This window comes from Streptomyces sp. NPDC054840, from assembly GCF_053611065.1.
The window spans coordinates 1-22273 of sequence record NZ_JBSGZP010000034.1 but is presented as its reverse complement, the minus strand read 5'-3'; the positions used below and the strand labels follow the sequence as shown (position 1 = coordinate 22273).

17 protein-coding genes and 1 pseudogene are annotated in these 22273 nt (G+C 71.7%); 12 read left to right on the top strand and 6 right to left on the bottom strand.

Annotated elements, in window-relative coordinates; genetic code table 11:
• The coding region (locus ACWGIU_RS04990; protein ID WP_453702500.1) for a PucR family transcriptional regulator ligand-binding domain-containing protein at nucleotides 1–805 on the bottom strand (805 nt) is incomplete at its 3' end.
• Between the two features lie 116 nt (nucleotides 806–921).
• Between ACWGIU_RS04990 and speB the strand changes: the two genes are divergently transcribed.
• The 6 genes from speB (at nucleotide 922) to ACWGIU_RS04960 (ending at nucleotide 6890) form a co-directional block, all read left to right on the top strand.
• Nucleotides 922–1884 (top strand): agmatinase, encoded by a 963-nt coding sequence (gene speB, locus ACWGIU_RS04985; protein ID WP_327262591.1) that lies wholly within the window; start codon nucleotides 922–924, stop codon nucleotides 1882–1884.
• A 5-nt stretch (nucleotides 1885–1889) separates the two neighbouring features.
• Nucleotides 1890–3557, top strand: a complete 1668-nt coding sequence (locus tag ACWGIU_RS04980) for a thiamine pyrophosphate-binding protein (protein WP_453702498.1) — start codon at nucleotides 1890–1892, stop codon at nucleotides 3555–3557.
• 61 nt (nucleotides 3558–3618) lie between these two features.
• On the top strand, nucleotides 3619–4071 hold the full coding sequence (locus ACWGIU_RS04975) for a hypothetical protein (RefSeq protein WP_453702496.1): 453 nt from the start codon (nucleotides 3619–3621) through the stop codon (nucleotides 4069–4071).
• A gap of 8 nt (nucleotides 4072–4079) precedes the next feature.
• Nucleotides 4080–5087 carry a hypothetical protein gene (locus tag ACWGIU_RS04970; RefSeq protein ID WP_453702494.1) on the top strand — a complete coding sequence of 336 codons (1008 nt, stop codon included), beginning with the start codon at nucleotides 4080–4082 and terminating at the stop codon, nucleotides 5085–5087.
• The gene (locus tag ACWGIU_RS04965) at nucleotides 5084–6229 is read left to right on the top strand and encodes a hypothetical protein (RefSeq protein ID WP_453702492.1); all 1146 of its coding nucleotides are present in this window, start codon (nucleotides 5084–5086) and stop codon (nucleotides 6227–6229) included. Before ACWGIU_RS04970 ends, ACWGIU_RS04965 begins: the two co-directional genes overlap by 4 nt.
• Nucleotide 6230: 1 nt before the next feature.
• On the top strand, nucleotides 6231–6890 hold the full coding sequence (locus ACWGIU_RS04960) for a hypothetical protein (protein WP_453702490.1): 660 nt from the start codon (nucleotides 6231–6233) through the stop codon (nucleotides 6888–6890).
• Between the two features lie 40 nt (nucleotides 6891–6930).
• Here the strand turns inward: ACWGIU_RS04960 and ACWGIU_RS04955 are convergent, their stop codons facing one another.
• Nucleotides 6931–7179: a hypothetical protein gene (locus ACWGIU_RS04955; protein ID WP_453702488.1), complete on the bottom strand. Its 249-nt coding sequence runs from the start codon at nucleotides 7177–7179 to the stop codon at nucleotides 6931–6933.
• A gap of 245 nt (nucleotides 7180–7424) precedes the next feature.
• Between ACWGIU_RS04955 and ACWGIU_RS04950 the strand changes: the two genes are divergently transcribed.
• On the top strand, nucleotides 7425–11288 hold the full coding sequence (locus ACWGIU_RS04950) for an ABC transporter ATP-binding protein (protein ID WP_453702486.1): 3864 nt from the start codon (nucleotides 7425–7427) through the stop codon (nucleotides 11286–11288).
• 32 nt (nucleotides 11289–11320) lie between these two features.
• Here ACWGIU_RS04950 and ACWGIU_RS04945 read toward each other — a convergent pair whose 3' ends face one another.
• On the bottom strand, nucleotides 11321–11485 hold the full coding sequence (locus ACWGIU_RS04945) for a hypothetical protein (protein WP_453702484.1): 165 nt from the start codon (nucleotides 11483–11485) through the stop codon (nucleotides 11321–11323).
• A gap of 70 nt (nucleotides 11486–11555) precedes the next feature.
• Between ACWGIU_RS04945 and ACWGIU_RS04940 the strand changes: the two genes are divergently transcribed.
• Both ACWGIU_RS04940 and ACWGIU_RS04935 read left to right on the top strand, forming a co-directional pair.
• Nucleotides 11556–11954: a hypothetical protein gene (locus tag ACWGIU_RS04940; RefSeq protein WP_453702482.1), complete on the top strand. Its 399-nt coding sequence runs from the start codon at nucleotides 11556–11558 to the stop codon at nucleotides 11952–11954.
• Between the two features lie 84 nt (nucleotides 11955–12038).
• Nucleotides 12039–13472 carry a S28 family serine protease gene (locus ACWGIU_RS04935; protein ID WP_453702480.1) on the top strand — a complete coding sequence of 478 codons (1434 nt, stop codon included), beginning with the start codon at nucleotides 12039–12041 and terminating at the stop codon, nucleotides 13470–13472.
• A 68-nt stretch (nucleotides 13473–13540) separates the two neighbouring features.
• Here the strand turns inward: ACWGIU_RS04935 and ACWGIU_RS04930 are convergent, their stop codons facing one another.
• On the bottom strand, nucleotides 13541–15292 hold the full coding sequence (locus ACWGIU_RS04930) for a glycoside hydrolase family 3 N-terminal domain-containing protein (RefSeq protein WP_453702502.1): 1752 nt from the start codon (nucleotides 15290–15292) through the stop codon (nucleotides 13541–13543).
• A 284-nt stretch (nucleotides 15293–15576) separates the two neighbouring features.
• Nucleotides 15577–16485, bottom strand: coding sequence for a LysR substrate-binding domain-containing protein (locus ACWGIU_RS04925; protein WP_453702478.1), 909 nt, complete (start codon nucleotides 16483–16485; stop codon nucleotides 15577–15579).
• Nucleotides 16486–16585: 100 nt separating this feature from the next.
• On the opposite strand from ACWGIU_RS04925, the gene ACWGIU_RS04920 reads away from it, so the two are divergent.
• Nucleotides 16586–17566, top strand: a complete 981-nt coding sequence (locus ACWGIU_RS04920) for an EamA family transporter (RefSeq protein WP_453702476.1) — start codon at nucleotides 16586–16588, stop codon at nucleotides 17564–17566.
• Here the strand turns inward: ACWGIU_RS04920 and ACWGIU_RS04915 are convergent.
• A pseudogene (locus tag ACWGIU_RS04915) lies at nucleotides 17472–17984 on the bottom strand (GNAT family N-acetyltransferase); the annotation flags it as partial. The gene ACWGIU_RS04920 and the pseudogene ACWGIU_RS04915 sit on opposite strands and share 95 nt — an antisense overlap.
• A 445-nt stretch (nucleotides 17985–18429) precedes the next feature.
• Between ACWGIU_RS04915 and recD2 the strand changes: the two are divergent.
• Entirely contained in the window at nucleotides 18430–20688 is a 2259-nt protein-coding gene (gene recD2 / locus ACWGIU_RS04910) for an SF1B family DNA helicase RecD2 (protein ID WP_453702474.1), read from the top strand.
• 182 nt (nucleotides 20689–20870) lie between these two features.
• On the top strand, nucleotides 20871–22160 hold the full coding sequence (locus ACWGIU_RS04905) for a citrate synthase (RefSeq protein WP_030716028.1): 1290 nt from the start codon (nucleotides 20871–20873) through the stop codon (nucleotides 22158–22160).
• The last annotated feature ends 113 nt before the right edge of the window (nucleotides 22161–22273 follow it).

Below are 22273 nucleotides of genomic sequence, written 5' to 3'. Positions count from 1 at the left end.
GGGCGTAGGCGGCCAGGTGATGTCCGCCCGCCCGGTCGGTGGCGGTGGCGGGCCCGCCCTCGCGGCCCACCCGGGCCAGCAGCGCGGACAGGGCCTCCCAGGCCGGAGCCGGCAGCTCCGGGCCCGCCGCCCGGCCGCCCGGCCACAGGGCGACCGAGCCGCCCAGGCTCGCCGCGAGCCTGGCCAGCACCGCGGGGACCGGGTCGGGGCGGGCCGCGGCCGCCGCCAGGGCCTGCTGGGCCTCGGTGACCCGGCGCAGCTCCCGGGTCCGGGCCTCCGCCATCAGCCGCCCCACCGCGCGGGCGACCGCCGAGAAGGGGGTCCGCGGCGGGACCTCCAGCAGCGGCAGCCCGTGCCGGGCGCAGGCCTCGGCCAGCGCGGCCGGCACCTCCTCGTGCACCGGGGCCACACCGAAGCCGAGCGCGGCCGCCCCCGCCCCGGCCAGCCGGGCCACGTAGCCGTCGGGGTCGTCGGCGGGACCCGCCCCGGCGGTCAACAGCAGCTCACCGCCGAGCAGGTACGGGGAGGGGTCGGGCATCTCGGAGGCGTGCACCCCGTGCACCCCGGCCGTGGCCGGCCCGGCCCGGTGGCGCAGACCGAGTTCCCGGTCACCCAGCAGCGCGGCGAGGAGCACCGGCGGGGTGAGCGGCTCCCCGGCGGGCCCGGCGGGCCCGGCAGGCCCGGCAGGCCCGGCGGGCCCGGCAGGCCCGGCAGGTCCGGCGGGGCCGGCGGGGCCGTTGCCGTACTCCGGATCGCGGGGAGCGGCGGATGGACCGAGCCCGGGAGGACCGGGAGGACCGGACATGGATACTCCGTACATTTCAGCTCTGCCGGATGGATGAAACGTACACTCCCCACCCCCGGGTGGCCCGCTTACGCTCGAAGTACCGCACACGTCAGGCCAGAGAAAGAGGCACAGCCATGAGCACGCAGCCGCGCGGCCCCGTCGACTCCTCCCGCATCCCGCGCTACGCGGGCCCGGCGACCTTCGCCCGACTGCCCCGCCTCGACGAGGTCGGCTCCGCCGACGTCGCCGTCGTCGGCGTGCCCTTCGACTCCGGCGTGTCCTACCGCCCCGGCGCCCGCTTCGGCGGCAACGCCATCCGCGAGGCGTCGCGCCTGCTGCGCCCGTACAACCCGGCCCAGGACGCCTCCCCGTTCGCGCTCGCCCAGGTCGCCGACGCCGGCGACATCGCCGTGAACCCCTTCAACATCAACGAGGCCGTCGAGACGGTCGAGGCCGCCGCCGACGAGCTGCTGTCCGCCGGCTCCCGCCTGATGACCCTGGGCGGCGACCACACCATCGCCCTCCCGCTGCTCCGCTCCGTCGCGAAGAAGCACGGCCCCGTCGCGCTGCTCCACTTCGACGCGCACCTGGACACCTGGGACACCTACTTCGGCGCCGAGTACACCCACGGCACCCCGTTCCGCCGCGCCGTCGAGGAGGGCATCCTCGACACCGAGGCGCTCTCGCACGTCGGTACGCGCGGCCCGCTGTACGGCAAGCAGGACCTGGACGACGACGCCAAGATGGGCTTCGGCATCGTCACCTCGGCCGACGTCTACCGCCGCGGCGCCGACGAGGTGGCCGACCAGCTGCGCCAGCGCATCGGCGACCGCCCGCTGTACATCTCCATCGACATCGACGTGCTCGACCCGGCGCACGCGCCCGGCACCGGCACCCCGGAGGCGGGCGGCATGACCTCCCGCGAGCTGCTGGAGATCATCCGCGGTCTGTCCTCCTGCAACCTCGTTTCCGCCGACGTCGTCGAGGTCGCCCCGGCGTACGATCACGCCGAGATCACCTCGGTCGCGGCCTCGCACACCGCGTACGAGCTGACGACGATCATGTCGCGACAGATCGCGCAGGCGAAGGGCAAGTAAGCGAAGTGACGCACGACCACGACCTGGTACTCCGCCCCACCGAAGCCCAGAAGGCGGCCGCGCTCGCGCCGCCGCCGGGGCGGACGGGCGGGGACCTGGTCGTGGAAACGCTGCGCGGCCTCGGCGCGACCACCGTCTTCGGTCTGCCCGGCCAGCACGCGCTCGCCCTCTTCGACGCGGTCGGCCGCTCCGACCTGCGCCTCGTGGGGCTGCGTACGGAGAACAACGCCGGCTTCGCGGCCGACGCCTACGGCCGGATCACGGGCGAGGCGGTGCCGCTGCTGCTCTCCACCGGCCCGGGCGCGCTGATGGCGCTGCCCGCCCTGGCGGAGGCGGCGGCCGCCTCGGCCCCGGTCCTCGCGATCTCCTCCCAGGTCCCGGTGGCGGGCCTGGGCGGCGGGCGGCGCGGGCACCTGCACGAGCTGCGGGACCAGTCGGCGTCCTTCCGGGACGTGGTCAAGTCCGTCCACACGGTCCGCACCCCCTCCCAGATCCCCTCCGTGATCGCGGAGGCCTGGGAGTCGGCCCTGACCGCCCCGCACGGCCCGGTGTTCGTCGAGATCTCCGAGGACGTGCTGCGGGCCGAGACCGTCATCCCGCAGGTCACGGGCGTGGACGCGACCCCGCACGAGCTCGCCCCGCGGCCCGAGCTGACGGCGCTCGCCGCCCACTGGCTGGAGAACGCCACCCGCCCGGTGATCATCGCGGGCGGCGGTGTCGTCCGCTCGGACGCGGCGGGCAAGCTCAAGCAGCTCGCGGAGCGCCTGAACGCACCCGTCGTCACCACCTTCGGCGGCAAGGGCGCCTTCCCGTGGACCCATCCGCTCTCCCTCCAGTCCTGGCTGGAGGACCGCCACATGACCGACTTCCTGGAGGACGCGGACGTCCTGCTGGTGGTCGGCTCGGGCCTCGGTGAGCTCTCGTCGAACTACCACACGTTCTTCCCGACGGGCCGGGTCGTCCAGATCGAGGCGGACCTCGGCAAGCTGGAGTCGAACCACGCCGGCCTCGGCATCCACGCCGACGCCCGCCTGGCGCTGCAGGCCCTGCTGGAGACGGTGGCCGAGCGCGAGGACGCCGGTGCCCCCGAGCGGGTCCGCGCCGTGCTGGCGGACATCGCGGCCCGCCTCGCCACCCAGGACGTGGCCCTGGAGCAGGAACTGCTCGGCTCGATCCGGGCCGCTCTCCCGGCCCGCTCCCCGTCCTTCTGGGACATGACGATCCTCTCCTATTGGGCCTGGTCCGCCTTCGACCCCAAGCACCCCAACACCATGCACTCGGCCCAGGGCGCGGGCGGCCTCGGCTACGCCTTCCCGGCGGCCCTCGGCGCGTGCGTGGCGGAACCGGGCACCCCGGTGCTGGCGGTGTCCGGCGACGGCGGCGCGATGTACTCGGTCGCGGACCTGGCCACGGCGAAGCAGTACGACCTCGACGTCACCTGGCTGATCGTGGACGACGGGGGCTACGGCATCCTGCGCGAGTACGGCTGCGGGACGGGCACCGAGCTGGCCGGCCCCGACTTCGTGGCCCTGGCCCAGTCCTTCGGCGTCCCGGCCGCCACCACGACCGCGGAGTCGCTGACCGCCGACCTCAAGAAGGCACTGGCGACCCCGGGCCCCTCGGTGGTGGTCCTTCCGGCCAAACTGCGGATGTTCGCTCCGACCCACCTCTAGGGGCGTCCGCGGGCTGGTTAGGGTGGTCACGATCAGGCGTTGGCGGAGCACGAGGGGAGCAGTGTCGTTCGAGGAAGAATGGGGCCGGCACAAGCAGGCGGCCGCCGGGTCCGCCGACCCGTCGCCGCAGATGCGGTTGAACCAGCTCCCCGCCGACCAGGGCGGCTCCCCGGCGCCCGGCGCCGGTGCCGGGTACGGGGTGCTGGCCATCACCCCGCCCGAGAAGAAGAAGGCGGCCAACACCATCGAGAACGTCCTGCAGCCCGGCACCACGAAGGCGGCGGACGCGGCCGACGAGCCCACCAAGAACGCGGTCAAGGCCTTCAGCGGCTGGGCGACGGCGGCAGGCCTGTCGAAGGCGCACACGCACTGGGACGACCAGGTGAAGCGCCTGATGGGGCGCCTGAACTCGGAGAAGACGGGACTGCGCGGGGCTTCGACGCTCCTCTCCGGAACCGATCAGCTGACGGGCAGCAGCTTCCAGCCCGTGCAGTCCAAAGTCACCGGAGTCTAGGGAGAGCCGTGCCGAACTACACCGAAGTCATGCAGACGGACCTCTCCGCGCTCACCACCGCCGCCGACGGTTGGAAGGACATGGCGAGGCAGTTCAAGACGATGGAGGACGTCTACAAGGACGAGGTGCAGAGCGTCTCCTCGGGCAACGGCTGGCTGGGCTCCAGCCAGCAGGCCGCCGCCACCCAGTCCTCCATGACGCGCCGGGAGTTCGCGGCGGCTCAGAAGGAGGCGCTGGCCATGGAGTCCCTGCTCCGTGACGCGCACTCCCGGCTGACCGACCTCAAGGGCCGAGTGGTGTCGGCCGTGGCGGACGCCAAGACCGCCGGCATGAAGGTGTCGGACGCCGGCATCGCGAGCTACGACTTCAGCAAGGCCGACCCGGCCTCCGTGAACGCGATCCGCCACGACCCCGACCTCCCGGAGATCGAGCGGTCCTGGACGAGCCGGATCGGCGACTCGGTCAAGGCGATCACGGAGTTCGACCAGGACGTCAAGACGGCCCTGCTGAACGCGTCGGGGGCCGACGGGACCGCGATGTTCGGCTTCAACTCCAAGCCCGTCAACGACGTCGAGGCCGTGGAGGCGCTGGCCCTCACCCAGAAGATCCGCGACGGCAAGGCCTCGCCGGAGGAGCTGCGGCACTACAACGACGTCCTCAAGCAGAACTCCGGGGACCAGCACTTCGGCGAGGCGTACCTGCACGCGCTGGGGCCGAAGGACACGCTGCTGCTGGCCGACCAGATGAACCTGGCGTCCAACGACCGCGGCACGTCGGCGGCCGACAAGAAGCTCTACGAGTCGATCAATTCCGGCCTCGCGGGGACGATCGCCTCGGGCACCAAGGATCCGGCCAGCTACGCCTACAAGCCGTTCGTCGACGGGCTCAAGGAGCAGGGCGCGCAGCTCCTCGACAAGGGCGCGAGGCCGATGTACGGATACCAGGCACTCGTCACCGTGATGGCGAACGCAGCGGCTACGGCAAGCAGTTCCTCAACGACCTCGGCGACGGCATGATCGAGGCCGAGAAGTCGAAGCCGCACATGTACGACCACGCATGGGACTCCCAGCGCCCGAACCTGGTCTCCGACCCGCTGGACGGCCTGCTGGGCATCATGGCCAAGGACCCGGACTCGGCGACGTACTTCCTCGACCCCGAGGCGCCCGGCAACAAGAACGAGCACCTGAAGTACATGCTCGACGACCGGGAGATGCCCGACCCCTGGTTCTCGACCGGCGTCGGCCAGCCGATGGAGATGCAGGGCGACAAGACGGCAGGCCTGGGCGCGGCCATCCAGGCGGCGGCCACGGGCCACTTGGACGGCGAGAAGCTGGGCCCGCCGGGACCCCACACCGAGGGCCAGGCGCGGGTGATGCACGAGGCGATCCAGCTGCTCGACGCCGATATGAAGGGCGACGAGTTCAAGGAGGACCTGGAGGGCCTGCAACAGCCGATGGCGAAGGCGCTGGTCGACTACGTCAGCGACACCCACGAGATCCTCGGCGGCCAGAACTCCGACCTGGGATACGTCGGGGGCCGCGACTCCATCCACGGTTCGGGCGACAATGCCCAGATCGCGGTCGGCCAGGGCAGCCTGATCCGCGTGATGCGCGGAATCGCGGACGACGGCCCGGCCTACGCCCTGATGGTCGAGGCGGAGCGGGCGTACTCGGCGGACCAGCTCGCGACCGCGGCCTCGTACAAGGCCGACTCCCCGCATGCGGTCAGTGCTGACTGGGACAACCGTGCGCATGACATCGGGGTGGCGGCCGGTGCCCTCAACGGCATCGGGGCCGACGTCTACAAGGACAAGGAAGACGACCGGGTGGAGTGGGCGGAGGGCACGTCCGAGCATTCGGCTGCCGCCGCCAACGGGCTCATCGGTGAGATTCCGGTCGTGGGCACGGTCGGTGGCTCGTTGATCGACTCCCTCAAGTACGAGTGGGTGAAGGACGTCAAGGACGCGGCCGAAGAGCTGAGCAAGCAGGAATCCAGCAAGAACTACGCGGCGGGTGTGGAGGGGACCAATCGCTTGCTCGATGCATGGGGAGGCGAGCGGAAGATCGACGACGATCCCGCGTTCACGCACGCCAAGAACGAGGCGGGCGAGGGATACACCACCGGACGGGAAGCTGCTCGTGCACACCTCAGGCCCTGACGTGCTCAAGATTCTCGGACGCTCGACGGCTGCGCTCGTCTGTGCCGTGATGCTGGCATCGTGCACCTCGGGCGGCTCCGAGGCGAAGGCTGTGAACCCGTGTGGGATCAGCGCTTCCTCGGAGGAAGACGCGCTCATCCGGGAGATCCTCGCTACCGAGGACTTCGAGACGAGGGCCTTCAAGTCCACGAGCGAGCTGGTGGACAAGGTGAAACGGGCACTGCCGGGCATGCGGCCGGGCAAGAATTCGTACTTCAACGCCGCATGCCGCTACCGGGTGGAAGACGAGCATCGCGCCGTCAGCGCGACCTTCTCCTTCGGCTGGTCCCCTCGGGTACCTCCGGGGCCCCCTTCCAACGGGGTGTCCTACGAACTGAACGGCGCAAGCGGTGTCACGAGCACGAGCGGGTCCAGCTCCACGCTGCTCGTCCAGTGCGATCTGCCTGGTGAACTCGGAGCGCAGTCGCGGAACGTGTGGTTCTCGGCGGACGCCTATTTCTCAGTCATGCCTGCCACCGGGGCGGATGTGGTGGACCAGGCGGGTAAGGACCGGCGGATGACCCTCACGTACCTCATGACCCGCCGCGTCACCGAGGCGCTCGGCTGCGAGAACAAGCCGCTGGCGAAGCCCCCCGTGGTGAAGCCCCTGCCCGCCCCCTGACCGGGGCCGCGCGTGCTGAGGGTGACGAGGCCTTCAGCCGTCAGTCACCATGCCGACCGTCGGCGGCCTCGTCCGCGTCCTCGTAGGTGTGGAGGAGGAGGCTGACCACGGCCACGCCCAGCGCCGTCCCCAGCCGGGCCCACGGGTTTTCGGTCAGCAGTCCGACGATCTTCGCCGCGAGCAGCGCGACGAGGAACGCGGTGACGTAGGGGACGACGGAGCGGACGGTCCGCTGCATGAAGCCGGTGTCGGTGCCGGTGCCGGTCGGGTGTTCGTGGTGAGCGGACATGGCCCTCGATCCCTTCGCTGCGCCACCGCGATCGGCGGGCGGCCGACTTCCAGCATCGCCAGCGCACCCCATCCGCTACAGATCCGGAAAGTCGTGACTTGACAGGTCCGGCCCCGCCTCCCGTCCCGGTCGGACCCGCTCCACGCGCCCCCGCCGTACGGCAGTGCGATTGTTGCGGCGGGATGAAATCCGCCGGTCGGAGCGTTGGCGCTTCCGGCAGGACAGGACGAACGGGGAGGCCTCACGTGGCGGCGGCAGAGACAGCGGCTGGGGAGAAACAGGGCTGGGGCAAGCGGCTGGCGGCCTACACCTGGCGGTACAGGACCAATGTGCTGCTCGCGCTCGGCTCCTCGCTGGCCGGCATGGCCGTCATGGCGGTCGTGCCGCTGGTCACCAAGGTGATCATCGATGAGGTCATCGGGAACGAGACCAAACCCATGGCTCCCTGGGCCGGCATGCTCATAGCCGCGGCCCTGCTCGTGTACGTGCTGACCTACATACGCAGGTACTACGGCGGGCGGCTCGCCCTCGACGTGCAGCACGACCTGCGCACCGACATGTACGCCACGATCGCCCGCCTCGACGGGCGGCGGCAGGACGAGCTGAACACCGGCCAGGTCGTCGGCCGCGCCACCAGCGACCTCCAGCTGATCCAGGGCCTGCTCTTCATGCTGCCCATGACGATCGGGAACTTCCTGCTCTTCGGGATGTCCCTCGGGATCATGCTCTGGCTCTCGCCGCTGCTGACCCTCGTCGCCCTGCTCATGGCCCCCGCCCTGTGGTTCATAGCCAAGCGCAGCCGCAAGAAGCTCTTCCCCGCCACCTGGTGGGCCCAGGGCCAGGCCGCCGCCGTCGCGACCGTCGTCGACGGGGCCGTGACCGGTGTCCGGGTCGTCAAGGGCTTCGGCCAGGAGGAGCAGGAGACCGGCAAGCTGCGCGAGGCCGGCCGCCGGCTGTTCGCCGGGCGGTTGCGGACCATCCGGCTCAACTCCCGCTACACTCCCGCCCTCCAGGCCGTCCCCGCGCTCGCCCAGGTCGCCATGCTGGCCCTCGGCGGCTGGATGGCCACCCAGGGCCAGGTCACCCTCGGTACCTTCGTCGCCTTCTCCACCTACCTCGCCCAGCTCGTCGGACCCGTCCGCATGCTCGCCATGGTCCTCACCGTCGGACAGCAGGCCCGAGCCGGCGTGGAGCGCGTGTTCGAGCTCATCGACACCGAGCCCGAGATCCGCGAGGGCACCCACGAGCTGCCCGCCGACGCGCCCGCCACCGTCGAGTTCGACGACGTCCACTTCGGCTACGACCCCGAGCGGCCGGTCCTGGACGGGTTCTCGCTCTCCGTGGCCCAGGGCGAGACCGTCGCCGTCGTGGGGTCGTCGGGCAGCGGCAAGTCCACCGTCGCGCTCCTGCTCCCCCGCTTCTACGACGTCGACGGCGGCACCGTCCGCGTCGGCGGCCACGACGTCCGCGAGCTGACGTACGACTCCCTGCGCGGCGCGATCGGCCTGGTCCCCGAGGACTCCTTCCTCTTCTCCGACACCATCCGCGCCAACATCGCCTACGGGCACCCCGGCGCCACGGAGGAGCAGATCGAGGCCGCGGCCCGGGCCGCCCAGGCCGAGGGGTTCATCCAGGCCCTGCCCGCCGGGTACGACACCAAGGTCGGCGAGCAGGGGCTCACCCTTTCCGGCGGCCAGCGCCAGCGCATCGCCCTCGCCCGCGCCATCCTCACCGACCCCCGGCTGCTGCTCCTCGACGACGCCACCTCCGCCGTCGACGCCCGCGTCGAGCACGAGATCCACGAGGCCCTGCGCTCCGTCATGGCGGGCCGCACCACCCTGCTGATCGCCCACCGCCGCTCCACGCTCGCGCTGGCCGACCGGATCGCCGTACTCGACCGCGGGCGGCTCGCCGACATCGGGACGCACGAGCAGCTGGAGGGCCGGTCCGCGCTCTACCGCAGGCTGCTCACCGACCCGGACGCGCTCGGCGCCGCCTCGCCGCGCACCCCGGACGCCCGGGTGATGACCGAGTTCGAGCGCGAGCTCGACCGGGACCTCGAACGCGGCATCGAGCTGGAAGCCGAGATCGACTCGGAGCCCGTCAACGCCAAGCGCCGGGTCGCCGGCGGGGTCACCCCCGAGCTCTGGCGCCGCCAGGAGGATGCCGAGGGTGCCGCCGCCACCGCCGTCCCGGGAGCGGCCCCCGCCGCTGGTGGCGCGCCCGGAGCAGGGCATTCCATGGCCGGCTCCGTCGCCGGCATGCCCGCCACCCCCGAACTGCTCGCGCAGGTGGCCGCGCTGCCGCCCGCCGACGACCTGCCACAGGTGGACGAGACCCGCGCCGCTTCCGCCGAGGAGAGTTACGGCCTGCGCCGGCTGCTCCACGGGTTCTGGGCGCCGCTCGCCATCAGCCTCGGCCTCGTCGCCGCGGACGCGGGGGCCGGACTGCTGCTGCCGATCCTGATCCGGCACGGCATCGACCAGGGCGTGGAGCAGGCCGTGCTCGGCGCCGTCTGGGTGGCCGCCGGACTCGCCCTCGCCGTCGTCGTGGCGCAGTGGGCCGCGCAGGTCGCCGAGACCCGCATGACGGGCCGTACCGGCGAGCGCGTGCTGTACGCGCTGCGCGTCAAGATTTTCGCCCAGCTCCAGCGCCTCGGCCTCGACTACTACGAGCGCGAGCTGACCGGCAAAATCATGACCCGGATGACCACGGACGTGGACTCGCTGAGCTCCTTCCTGCAGACCGGGCTCGTCACCGCCGTGGTCTCGGTCTTCACCTTCTTCGGCATCCTGATCGCGCTGCTCGTCCTGGACGTCGAGCTCGCGCTGATCGTCTTCGCGACCCTGCCCGTCCTGGTCGTCGGGACGATCGTGTTCCGCCGCAGGTCGGTCGCCGCCTACGAGCTCGCCCGCGACCGGGTCAGCCTGGTCAACGCCGACCTCCAGGAGTCCGTCTCGGGCCTGCGCATCGTCCAGGCCTTCCGCCGCGAGGGATCTGGCGCCAAGCGCTTCGCCGAGCGCAGCGACTCGTACCGCGAGGCCCGGGTCCGCGGCCAGTGGCTGATATCCGTCTACTTCCCCTTCGTGCAGCTGCTGTCCTCGGGAGCCGCTGCGGCCGTGCTGATCGTGGGCGCGGGCCGGGTGGAGGCCGGCACGCTCACCACCGGTGCGCTGGTCGCGTACCTGCTCTACATCGACCTGTTCTTCGCGCCCGTCCAGCAGCTCTCCCAGGTCTTCGACGGCTACCAGCAGGCGACGGTCGCCCTCGGCCGCATCCAGGGGCTGCTGCGCGAACCCACCACCACCCCGCTGCCCGAGCGGCCGCGCGCGCTGGAAACGCCGGTCGGGGAGATCGTCTTCGACAACGTCCGCTTCCAGTACGGGACGGCCGAGGAGCGGGGCGAGACGGGCGAGGCCCTGGCCGGGATCAGCCTGCGGATACCCGCCGGGCAGACCGTCGCCTTCGTCGGCGAGACCGGAGCCGGTAAGTCCACGCTGGTCAAGATGGTGGCCAGGTTCTACGATCCGACCTCCGGCCGGGTCACCGCCGACGGCGCGGACCTAAGGGAGCTGGACCTCACGGCGTACCGCCACCGGCTGGGCGTCGTCCCCCAGGAGGCCTACCTCTTCCCGGGGACCGTCCGCGACGCCATCGCCTACGGGCGCCCCGGTGCGAGCGACGCCGAGGTGGAGGCCGCCGCCCGCGCGGTCGGCGCCCACGACATGATCGCCACCCTCGACGGCGGCTACCTGCACACCGTCGCCGAGCGGGGCCGCAACCTCTCCGCGGGCCAGCGCCAGCTGATCGCACTGGCCCGGGCCGAGCTCGTCGACCCGGACGTGCTGCTGCTCGACGAGGCCACCGCCGCCCTCGACCTGGCCACCGAGGCCCAGGTCAACCACGCCACCGACCGGCTCGCCGGCAAGCGCACCACCCTGGTGGTCGCGCACCGGCTGACCACCGCGGCGCGCGCCGACCGGGTCGTGGTCATGGACCGCGGCCGGGTGATCGAGGACGGCACCCACACCGAACTCCTGGCGCGCGGCGGCCGGTACGCCGAGCTGTGGCGCACCTTCGTCGGCGAGGACGAGCGGGCCGCGGCCTGAGCGGGCACCGAGAGGGAGGGGCCGCCCCGGGATCAGAACTCGCCGAACAGCAGGTTCCCCGGGGCGTCCTCGTCGGTGCCGGTGTAGTACTCGCGTACCGCGTCGAGCAGTTCGTCGACGGTGAGACAGCCGTCCCCGTCCCCGTCCGCGTCGATGCGGCGGAACAGCGCCTCCGTGTCGGCGGGGCCGAGCGGCAACCATCCGGGGGGTTCGGGCGTCGTACGAGCGTGCGTGCACTGTACGTATGACCGATCGGGGGGCAGGGTGTTGCAGGCATGGAGGAGGCGCGGCCGACGGGTCGCGTCCCTGGGGGTTTTCGCGGCGGCACTGTGGCTGTGCGCGGGCGGGCTGTTCGCGCCGCCGGCGGCGCAGGCCGCGACCGAGGGATGTGGGGGCCGGCTGGCCCGGACGGTGGCGTTCGAGACGGGTGAGGTGCGGGTCTACAAGAGCCGCAACCAGGCCTGCGCGATGACCGTGGCAAGGGTCTCCGGCGAGCGGCGCCGGATGGCGGTGAGCATCCAGCCGCGGGGCGGAGCCCCGGTGCGCGAGGCGGGAGGATTCACCCGCTATGCCGGCCCTGTCACTGTGGGCGCGATCAACCGCTGCGTCTATGTAAAGGGGGGCGTAGGGGCCGGATCCGTGGATTCCGGCTGGATTCTGTGCTGACGGACAGGCCCAACTAGGTCTGGTCAGTGGTGCGTTGCCCCGGCTAGGTTCACGGCGACCGAAGTGAACTCAAGGGGAGGGTGAATGCGCAAGACGCTCGGATGGCTGCTGTCGCTCGTGGTGCTCATCGGCACCATGGGCGCGGTCGGCTCCACGGCGCAAGCGGCCACCGCCGCACAGCCCGCGGCCGCCACGGACATCAAGGACCAGATCCTCGGCATTCCCGGGATGAGCCTGATCGAGGAGAAGCCGTACCCCGGCTACCGCTTCTTCGTACTGAACTACGAGCAGCCGGTGGACCACCGGCAGCCGTGGAAGGGCACCTTCAAGCAGCGCCTGACCCTGTTGCACAAGGACGTCTCGCGGCCGTCGGTGTTCTTCACCTCCGGCTACAACGTCAGCACCAGCCCGCGCCGCAGTGAGCCGACGACCATTGTCGACGGCAACCAGGTGTCCATGGAGTATCGATTCTTCACTCCGTCCCGGCCCGACCCGGCCAACTGGTCGAACCTGGACATCTGGCAGGCCGCCAGTGACCAGCACCGCATCTTCACCGCGCTGAAGAAGATCTACAAGAAGAACTGGCTGGCCACGGGCGGCAGCAAGGGCGGCATGACGGCGACGTACTACGAGCGCTTCTACCCGCGCGACATGGACGGCGTCGTCGCGTACGTCGCGCCCAACGACGTCGTCAACAACGAGGACTCGGCCTACGACCGGTTCTTCGCCAAGGTCGGCACCAAGGAGTGCCGAGACAAGCTGAACGCGGTCCAGCGCGAGGCCCTGGTGCGCCGTGAGCCGCTGGAGGCCAAGTACGCGGTCGCCGCCGCCGAGAACGGCTGGACCTTCACCACCGTCGGCGACCTCGACAAGGCCTACGAGGCCGTCGTGCTCGACTACGTGTGGGCCTTCTGGCAGTACAGCCTGCTCGCCGACTGCGCCTCGATCCCGGCCGCCGCCACCGCGAGCGACCAGCAGATCTGGGACACGATCGACGCGATCTCCGGCTTCTCGGCCTACGCCGACCAGGGACTGGAGACGTACACGCCGTACTACTACCAGGCGGGTACGCAGCTCGGGTCCCCGGACATCAAGCTGCCGCACCTGAAGGGCCTGAGCCGCTACGGCTACCAGCCGCCGCGCAACTTCGTGCCCGGCGACATCCCCATGACCTTCCAGCCGGGGGTGATGGCGGACGTGGACACGTGGGTGCGCAACAACGCCCACCAGATGCTCTTCGTGTACGGGCAGAACGACCCGTGGGGCGCCGAGCCGTTCCACCTCGGCTACGGGGTGCGCGACAGCTACGTGATGATCGCGCCGGGCGCCAACCACGGGGCGAACGTCGCCAAGCTGATGGACGGCGAGAAGGCCCTCGCCACCGCGAAGATCCTGCAGTGGGCCGGGGTGGCCCCGGCCGCCGCGCTCGCCGACGCGGGCAAGGCGGCGCCGCTGGCGGCGCCGGACGCGCAGCTCGACCAGCGCGACCCGGAGCGCGAGCAGCAGCTGCGGCCGTAGCCGGGAAGCCTGAACGGACGGGACACGCGGGCCGCGGGCCGCGGGCAGGCGCCTGAGCGATCAGCGCGTCAGCCCGTCAGCCCGTGGCCCAGCGGGTAGCGGCCCGGCACCGGGACGGGGAGGCGGCCGACGGGCCGCAGCGCCCCGGTGAGCACCCGGGCCGCCGCCCGCATCTCCACGTCCGTCCAGGAGTACGTCGCCAGCTCCGCCGCACAGGCCGGCAGCCGGGCCGGGTCGTACGGGTTGCGGACGGCCACGGTGATGACCGGGACGCCGGTCGCGATCAGGTCCGCCACCAGCGTGCGTTGCGGACTCTCGCCCTCAGGGACGTTGTACGTGCACACCAGCACGGCCGCGTGACCGGCCGCGGCGGCCACGGCGCGGGCCGGCGGCAATGCGGTGGCCCGGCAGCCCAGGGCGGTCAGCTCCCGGGCCAGTACGGCCGTAGGGGGGCCGGTGGTACCTGTGGGGGAGACCGGGTCCGTCCCGGTGACCAGCAGGCGTGGCTCTTCCGTCGCATCGAAGGGCACCAGCCCGCGGGGGTTGGCCAGCAGGGTCGTCGTGGCGGCCGCGATCGCGTCGGCGGCGTCGAGATGCTCCTGCGTGCCCACCACGGCGTCCACCTCCCGGCCCGTGGTGTACGCCTCGTCGAACAGTCCCCGGCGGGCCTTCAGTTCCAGGATCCGCAACACCGACTCCTCGATGCGCGCCTCCGTCAGTTCGCCCGACTCGACGGCCGCCCGCACGCTGCGCTGCGCGAGCGTCAGGTCCGGCGCGTTCAGCAGCTGGTCGCAGCCCGCCAGCAGGGCCAGTACGGGCACACGGTCGTCCCCGTACTTCCGGCGGACCCCGGCCATGTCCAGGGCGTCGGTGACCACCACCCCCTCGAAGCCGAGGCGTTCGCGCAGCAGACCGGTGACGATCGGCCGGGAGAGGGTCGCCGGGTCCCCCGATGGATCGAGCGCGGGGAAGACGATGTGCGCCGTCATGACGGCGTCCACGCCCGCCTCCACCGCGGCCCGGAAGGGCGGCTCGTCCAGCTCCTCCCAGGCGGCCCGGGTGTGCCGCATCACCGGCAGCCCGACATGGCTGTCGGTCTCGGTGTCCCCGTGGCCCGGGAAGTGCTTGGCGGTGGCGGCGACCCCGGCCCCCTGGTAGCCGCGGACCTGGGCGGCGACCAGCTCGGCCGCGGCCTGCGGGTCGGAGCCGAAGGACCGTACACCGATCACCGGATTGGCCGGATTGACGTTCACGTCGGCCACCGGCGCGTAGTCCTGCCGGATGCCCATGGCGGCCAGCTCGGAGCCCGCGATGCGCGCGGCCCGCCGGGCGTGGGCGGGGGAGCCGGCCGCGCCGAGCGCCATCGCCCCCGGGAGCAGGGTCGCGGGCTTGCCGATCCGGGCCACGGCGCCGTGCTCCTGGTCGGTGGAGAGCAGCAGGGGGATCCGGGCACCGGCGGTGAGGGCGGCCTCTTGGAGGCCGGCCGAGAGCGCGGAGATCTGCTGCGGGCCGCGGGTGTTGTGGGCCCAGGCGAAGTAGATGACCCCGCCGAGGTGGTAGCGGGAGACCAGCTCGGCGGCGGTGCGCACGCCGAAGGCCGCCAGGTTCCGCTCGGCGTCCGCCGGATCGGGATCGGTCGCCGAATGCCCGTAGGCCCGGGAGACGAAGAGCTGCCCGATCTTCTCGTCGAGGCTCATCCGGTCCACGAGGGCACGCAGCCGCGCCCGGCCGGGGCGGGGGCCCGGGGGCCGCGAGTCGTCGGGGGTGTGAGGGGGGCCCGCCGCGGCTGAAGCCGCCCCGGCGCCCGTGACGGCGACCATGGCGGCAGCGGCGAGCAGGTTCCGGCGCGAGGCGTGGTACGGCACGCGCCGGACCCTACTGCCGGGGTACGCCCGGAGGGTGACGGACACTCGGAAGGTCCCCCGGACGAGAGTGCCGAGGCACCCTGCCGCCTCCCGTCGGGCCTCCGCCTGCCGCCTGCCGCCTCCCGTCAAGCCTCCGCCTGCCGCCTGCCGCCTGCCGCCTGCCGCCTGCCGCCTGCCGCCTGCCGCCTCCCGTCACGCCTCCGCCTCCCGCTCCATGCCTCGGCCTCCCGCCTCCCGCTCTAGGCCTCCCGCCGGCCCTCCCAGTGCTCCTGCAGGCTCCGTACGGCCTCGGTGATCGCGGGGCGTCGAGCCGCCCCGGTCCGCCACAAGGCGTACAACCGGCGTACGGGGCCCGGCTCCAGCGGTACCGTCACGGCCCCCGGCGGCAGCGCACCGGTGCCCAGGCGGGGTACGACGGCCACCCCGAGGCCGGCCGCGACCAGCGCGACGATGGTGTGGTTCTCCTCCGCGACGTGCGCGATGTCGGGCTCGAATCCGGCGGCGCGCAGGGTCCGTACCAGCCAGTCGTGGCAGACCCGGCCGGGCGGCTGGCAGACCCAGCGCTCGCCGCCGAGGTCGGAGCGCCGGATGACCCGGCGCGTGGTGAAGGGATGCCCGGCCGGCACCACCAGGTCGCAGAGATCGTCCCCGATCACCGCCTGCTCGATTCCCTCGGGCGCTGGCAGCGGGGCGATGTCCCAGTCGTGTGCCACCGCCAGATCGGTGACTCCCCGGGCCACCAGTTCCACGGAGAGGTGCGGGTCCACCTCCGTGAGCCGGACGTCCAGCGCCGGATGCCGGCGGGCCAGATCGGCCAGTACCCGCGGCAGCAGCCCGCGCGCCGCCGAGGCGAACGCGGCCACCGTCAGCAGCCCGCTGGGCTGCCCGCGCCGCTCCTCCAAGGTGGTCTCGGTGCGCTCCACGATCGCCAGCAACTCCTGTGCCGCGTCGGCCAGATGGCGGGCCTCCTCGGTGAGCGCGACGCCGCGCCCCCGCCGCTCCAGCAGGGTGGTGCGGGTCTCCCGTTCCAGCTTGGAGATCTGCTGGGAGACCGCCGAGGGGGTGTAGCCGAGCGCGGCCGCCGCGCCGGCGACCGAGCCGTGGACGGAGACGGCGTGCAGGGCGCGCAGCCGGGCGAGATCGAGCATGCCCCCATCGTGGCACCGCACATATTCATAAGCAATGCTTCATCCATCACGGAAGACATCCGCGCTGGTGCTACATGATCAGGCGGTCGATGCTCAGAGCATGCGTCCCGTACACACCGCCCTCGCCGTGCTCGTCGCGGCCGTCTGGGGCTTCAACTTCGTGGTCATCGAGATCGGCCTCGACCACTTCCCGCCCCTGCTCCTGTCCGCTCTGCGCTTCCTCGTCGCCGCCCTGCCCGCCGTGTTCTTCGTCGGTCGGCCCAAGGCCGCCTGGAAGTGGATCGTCGGCGTCGGGGTCGCTCTCGGAGTCGCCAAGTTCGGCCTGCTCTTCACCGGCATGGACGCCGGCATGCCCGCCGGGCTGTCCTCGCTCGTGCTGCAGATCCAGTCCGTCTTCACGGCCGTCCTCGCCGCCGTCGTGCTGCGCGAGCGTCCGGGCCGGGTGCGCGTGCTCGGGATGGCCGTCGCGCTCGCCGGGATCGCGGTCGCCGCGGTGGACGGCGGGACCTCCGGACCGGTACTCGGCTTCACGCTGGTCGTGGCGGCCGCCGCCTGCTGGGGCGTGTCCAACGTCCTGACCCGCAAGGCCGCCCCGCCCGACGCCCTGAACTTCATGGTGTGGGTGTGCACGGTCCCGGTCCTGCCGCTGCTCGCGCTCTCGCTGCTGCTGGAGGGCCCGCAGCGGGACCTGGCCGCGCTACGGGCCCTGGACTGGTCCGGGGCGGCCGTCATCGGCTACGTCGCCTGGGTGTCCACCGTCTTCGGCTTCGCCGCCTGGAGCTACCTGCTGCGCCGCTACCCGGCCTCCTCCGTGGCCCCGTTCTCGCTGCTGGTCCCCGTCTTCGGGATGTCCTCGGCGGCCCTGGTCCTCGGGGAGTCCGTCTCGGGGCCGCGCTGGCTGGCGGCCGTACTGCTGGTGGGCGGGGTGGCACTGACTTCGCTGGCCCCGGCGCGGGCGGCCCGGCGGGCGCCGTCGCCGGCCGGGCTCAGTGCGGCCGGTCCTCCTGCAGCGGCAGCCGCCAGTCCTGTCCCGTCAGGCTCACCCCGTACGAGCGGTTCGGCCGCTCCGCGATCAGGGTGAACCCGGCCTTCAGGTAGAGCTCGCGGGCGTCGGTCAGCACGTCGTTGGTCCACAGCACCAGCTCGCGGTAGCCGACCGAACGGGCGAAGGCCACGACGGTGTCGACCAGCAGGGTGCCGACGCCGCGCCCGCGGCCCTCCCGGTCGACCAGGAGCAGCCGCAGCCGGGCGGTGCCGGGCGCACCCTCCTCCCGTACGCACATCACCGAGCCGACGGGCCGGCCGTCCAGCTCCGCGATCCACACCCGTTCGAGGTAGGGGTCGTGGTCCTGGGCGAAGTCCGCGACGATCCGGGCGACCAGGCCCTCGAAGTCGCTGTTCCAGCCGTACTCGGCGGCGTACAGCGCGCCGTGGCGCTGCACGATCCACCCCAGGTCCCCCGGTTCCGGGTCGCGGAGCCGCACGCTCTCAGCCATGGGGCAACTCTAGGCGGAGGGCGCGGCGGTGGGCCCCTCGAAGGGGAGGTTTCCTGCCGCCCGCTTCTTGCCGCCGCCGAGGATCTCGCCGGCAGACCGCCCGGGCCTCGTGCTGGAATGAAGATTCACTCACGCCTGAAACACTCCTTATGTGGGGATTCGCCAGCACCTTCAGTAGGCATTTGGTAACGGAAACATAAAGCTGTGGCTCGGGGTGCAACCGTGCGGGCGTATCGGGGGTCGTATGGTGCGTCGGGGCTTCCGGGGAGGGATCTGGGGGGATCGGGAAGTCCGACACGGGAGGGGTAACCGTGAGGGGGTCCGGCCGCGAGGCGGGACCCCCTTTGCGTTGCCGCCGCGCGCCGCGTTGCGTCGTCCCCTCGCGTCATCCCCTTCGCGTTGTCCACAGGACCGGCGCGCTGTCGGCGCCACCCGGTACTTTCGGGTCATGGCAGCAGCAGAGGGGGCGCCGCGGGCGGTGCAACTGGCGGTGGTCGACGGCGTGCTCGAACGCATCACCTACGCCAACGAGGAGAGCGGGTACACGGTCGCCCGCGTGGACACCGGCCGCGGCGGCGGTGACCTGCTCACGGTGGTCGGCTCGCTGCTGGGCGCACAGCCCGGCGAGTCCCTGCGCATGGAGGGCCGCTGGGGCTCCCACCCCCAATACGGCAAGCAGTTCACCGTGGAGAACTACCGGACCGTGCTTCCGGCGACCATCCAGGGCATCCGCCGCTACCTCGGCTCGGGCCTGATCAAGGGCATCGGTCCGAAGATCGCCGAGCGGATCGTCGACCACTTCGGCACCGACACCCTCGACGTCATCGAGGGCGAGCCGAAGCGGCTGATCGAGGTACCCGGGCTCGGCCCCAAGCGGACGAAGCTGATCGGCGCCGCCTGGGAGGAGCAGAAGGCCATCAAGGAGGTCATGGTCTTCCTCCAGGGCGTCGGCGTCTCCACCTCCATCGCCGTGCGCATCTACAAGAAGTACGCCGACGCCTCCATCTCCGTGGTGAAGAACCAGCCCTACCGGCTCGCGGCCGACGTGTGGGGCATCGGTTTCCTCACCGCCGACCGCATCGCCCAGGCCGTCGGCATCCCGCACGACAGCCCCGAACGGGTCAAGGCCGGCCTCCAGTACGCCCTGTCCCAGTCCACCGACCAGGGGCACTGCTTCCTCCCCGAGGACCGGCTCATCGCCGACGGGGTCAAACTGCTCCAGGTGGACACCGGGCTGGTGATCGACTGCCTGGCCGAGCTGGCCGCCGACCCGGAAGGGGTCGTACGGGAGCCCGTACCGGATCCCCAGGGCGGACCGGAGCCGCTGACCGCCGTGTACCTGGTGCCCTTCCACCGGGCCGAGCTCTCCCTGGTGGGGCAGGTACGCCGGCTGCTGCACGCCGAGGACGACCGGATGCCGGGCTTCCAGGACGTGGACTGGGAGAAGGCCCTCGGCTGGCTCGCCGGGCGGACGGGGGCCACGCTCGCCCCCGAGCAGCGGGACGCGGTCAAGCTGGCGCTGACCCGCCGGGTCGCCGTCCTCACGGGCGGGCCGGGCTGCGGCAAATCCTTCACCGTGCGCTCCATCGTGGAGCTGGCCCGGGCGAAGAAGGCCAAGGTGGTGCTGGCCGCGCCCACCGGCCGGGCGGCTAAGCGGCTGGCCGAGCTCACCGGGGCCGAGGCCTCCACGGTGCACCGGCTGCTGGAGCTCAAGCCGGGCGGGGACGCGGCGTACGACCGGGAGCGGCCGCTGGACGCGGACCTGGTCGTGGTGGACGAGGCCTCGATGCTGGACCTGCTTCTGGCCAACAAGCTCGTCAAGGCGGTGGCGCCGGGGGCGCACCTGCTGCTGGTCGGCGATGTGGACCAGCTGCCCTCGGTCGGCGCCGGGGAGGTGCTGCGGGACCTGCTGGCCGAGGACGGCCCGGTGCCGGCGGTGCGCCTGACCCGGATCTTCCGGCAGGCCCAGCAGTCCGGCGTGGTCACCAACGCCCACCGGATCAACACCGGGTTGCCGCCGATCACCGACGGGCTGCCGGACTTCTTCCTCTTCCCGGAGGAGGACACCGAGGCGGCGGCGGTGCTGGCCGTGGACGTGGCGGCCCGAAGGATTCCGGCCAGATTCGGGCTCGACCCGCGGCGGGACGTCCAGGTGCTCGCCCCGATGCACCGCGGCCCGGCCGGCGCCGGGAACCTCAACGGACTGCTCCAGCAGGCGATGACCCCGGCCCGGCCCGACCTGCCGGAGAAGAGGTTCGGCGGCCGGGTCTTCCGGGTGGGCGACAAGGTGACCCAGATCCGGAACAACTACGAGAAGGGCGCCAACGGTGTCTTCAACGGCACGGTCGGCGTGGTCACCGGCCTGGACGCGGACGAACAGCGCCTGACGGTGCGGACGGAGGAGGATGAGGAGATCGTGTACGAATTCGGCGAGCTCGACGAGCTGGCCCACGCGTACGCCGTCACCATTCACCGTTCGCAGGGGAGTGAATATCCGGCGGTGGTGATCCCCGTCACCACCGGGGCCTGGATGATGCTCCAGCGCAACTTGCTCTACACGGCGGTGACCAGGGCGAAGAAACTGGTCGTCCTCGTCGGGTCCCGCAAGGCCCTCGGTCAGGCGGTGCGTACCGTTTCCGCAGGCAGGAGGTACACGGCGGTCGCCGCCAGGCTGTCCGGCCGGATACCGGTGGGAAACATCACCTAGATGATCGATCATTTGGGGTTCCGGCAACCGGCGCGGCGAGGCAGGATGAGCAGGTTGGCGGCACTCAGTGCCGCCAAGAGCACCAAAGGCCGACCCCGAGTGCACTCTCCTGCGCCAAATGGGGGAAGGTAGAGGCAGTCAGGGCACCTCGAAGAAGAGGCACTACGTCGGTGAGGGATGACGTGAGCGACAACTCTGTAGTACTCCGGTACGCGGACGGTGAATACACCTACCCGGTGGTCGAAAGCACCGTCGGTGACCAGGGCTTCGACATCTCGAAGCTGCGGGCCCAGACCGGGCTCGTCACCTTGGACAGCGGCTACGGCAACACCGCTGCCTACAAGTCCGCGATCACCTACCTCGACGGTGAGCAGGGCATCCTGCGCTACCGCGGCTACCCGATCGAGCAGCTCGCCGAGCGTTCGACCTTCATCGAGGTCGCGTACCTGCTCATCAACGGCGAGCTGCCGACCGTCGACCAGCTCGCGTCGTTCCGCAACGACATCACCCAGCACACGCTGCTGCACGAGGACGTGAAGCGCTTCTACGACGGCTTCCCGCGTGACGCGCACCCGATGGCGATGCTGTCCTCCGTGGTCAGCGCGCTGTCGACGTTCTACCAGGACAGCCACAACCCGTTCGACGAGACGCAGCGCAACCTCTCGACGATCCGGCTGCTGGCCAAGCTCCCGACGATCGCGGCCTACGCGTACAAGAAGTCGGTCGGCCACCCGGTGGTCTACCCGCGCAACGACCTCGGCTACGTCGAGAACTTCCTGCGCATGACCTTCTCCGTCCCGGCCCAGGAGTACGACCTGGACCCGGTCGTGGTCTCCGCGCTCGACAAGCTGCTGATCCTGCACGCGGACCACGAGCAGAACTGCTCCACCTCGACCGTGCGCCTGGTCGGTTCCTCGCAGGCGAACATGTTCGCCTCGATCTCCGCCGGCATCTCGGCCCTGTGGGGTCCGCTGCACGGTGGCGCCAACCAGTCCGTCCTCGAGATGCTGGAAGGCATCAAGAACGACGGCGGCGACGTCGACGCCTTCATCCGCAAGGTGAAGAACAAAGAGGACGGCGTCCGCCTCATGGGCTTCGGACACCGTGTCTACAAGAGCTTCGACCCCCGGGCGAAGATCATCAAGGCGGCGGCCCACGACGTCCTCTCGGCGCTCGGCAAGAGCGACGAGCTGCTCGACATCGCGCTCAAGCTGGAAGAGCACGCGCTGGCCGACGACTACTTCGTCGAGCGCAACCTCTACCCGAACGTGGACTTCTACACCGGTCTCATCTACCGGGCGATGGGCTTCCCCACCGAGATGTTCACCGTGCTTTTCGCGCTCGGCCGCCTTCCCGGCTGGATCGCCCAGTGGCACGAGATGATCAAGGAGCCGGGTTCCCGCATCGGTCGCCCGCGCCAGATCTACACCGGCGAGGTCCTGCGCGACTTCGTCCCCGTCGAAGCCCGCTGACCCGAGGCTTTCCTCCGCGCGGCGTGCGGCCGCGCGGAGCGCACCACAGGTAACCCTGAGCATGCGAGAAGCGCCCCGCCGTCGATCCCCCCACGGGTCGACGGTCGGGGCGC

What these genes read in the sequence shown, in the direction of transcription:
- speB (WP_327262591.1), top strand. Translation starts at nt 922, where the DNA reads ATGAGCACGCAGCCGCGCGGCCCCGTCGACTCCTCCCGCATCCCGCGC.
- ACWGIU_RS04965 (WP_453702492.1), top strand. Translation starts at nt 5,084, where the DNA reads ATGATCGAGGCCGAGAAGTCGAAGCCGCACATGTACGACCACGCATGG.
- ACWGIU_RS04955 (WP_453702488.1), bottom strand. Translation starts at nt 7,179, where the DNA reads ATGTCCGCTCACCACGAACACCCGACCGGCACCGGCACCGACACCGGC.
- ACWGIU_RS04935 (WP_453702480.1), top strand. Translation starts at nt 12,039, where the DNA reads ATGCGCAAGACGCTCGGATGGCTGCTGTCGCTCGTGGTGCTCATCGGC.
- ACWGIU_RS04930 (WP_453702502.1), bottom strand. Translation starts at nt 15,292, where the DNA reads ATGGTCGCCGTCACGGGCGCCGGGGCGGCTTCAGCCGCGGCGGGCCCC.
- ACWGIU_RS04925 (WP_453702478.1), bottom strand. Translation starts at nt 16,485, where the DNA reads ATGCTCGATCTCGCCCGGCTGCGCGCCCTGCACGCCGTCTCCGTCCAC.
- ACWGIU_RS04920 (WP_453702476.1), top strand. Translation starts at nt 16,586, where the DNA reads ATGCGTCCCGTACACACCGCCCTCGCCGTGCTCGTCGCGGCCGTCTGG.
- recD2 (WP_453702474.1), top strand. Translation starts at nt 18,430, where the DNA reads ATGGCAGCAGCAGAGGGGGCGCCGCGGGCGGTGCAACTGGCGGTGGTC.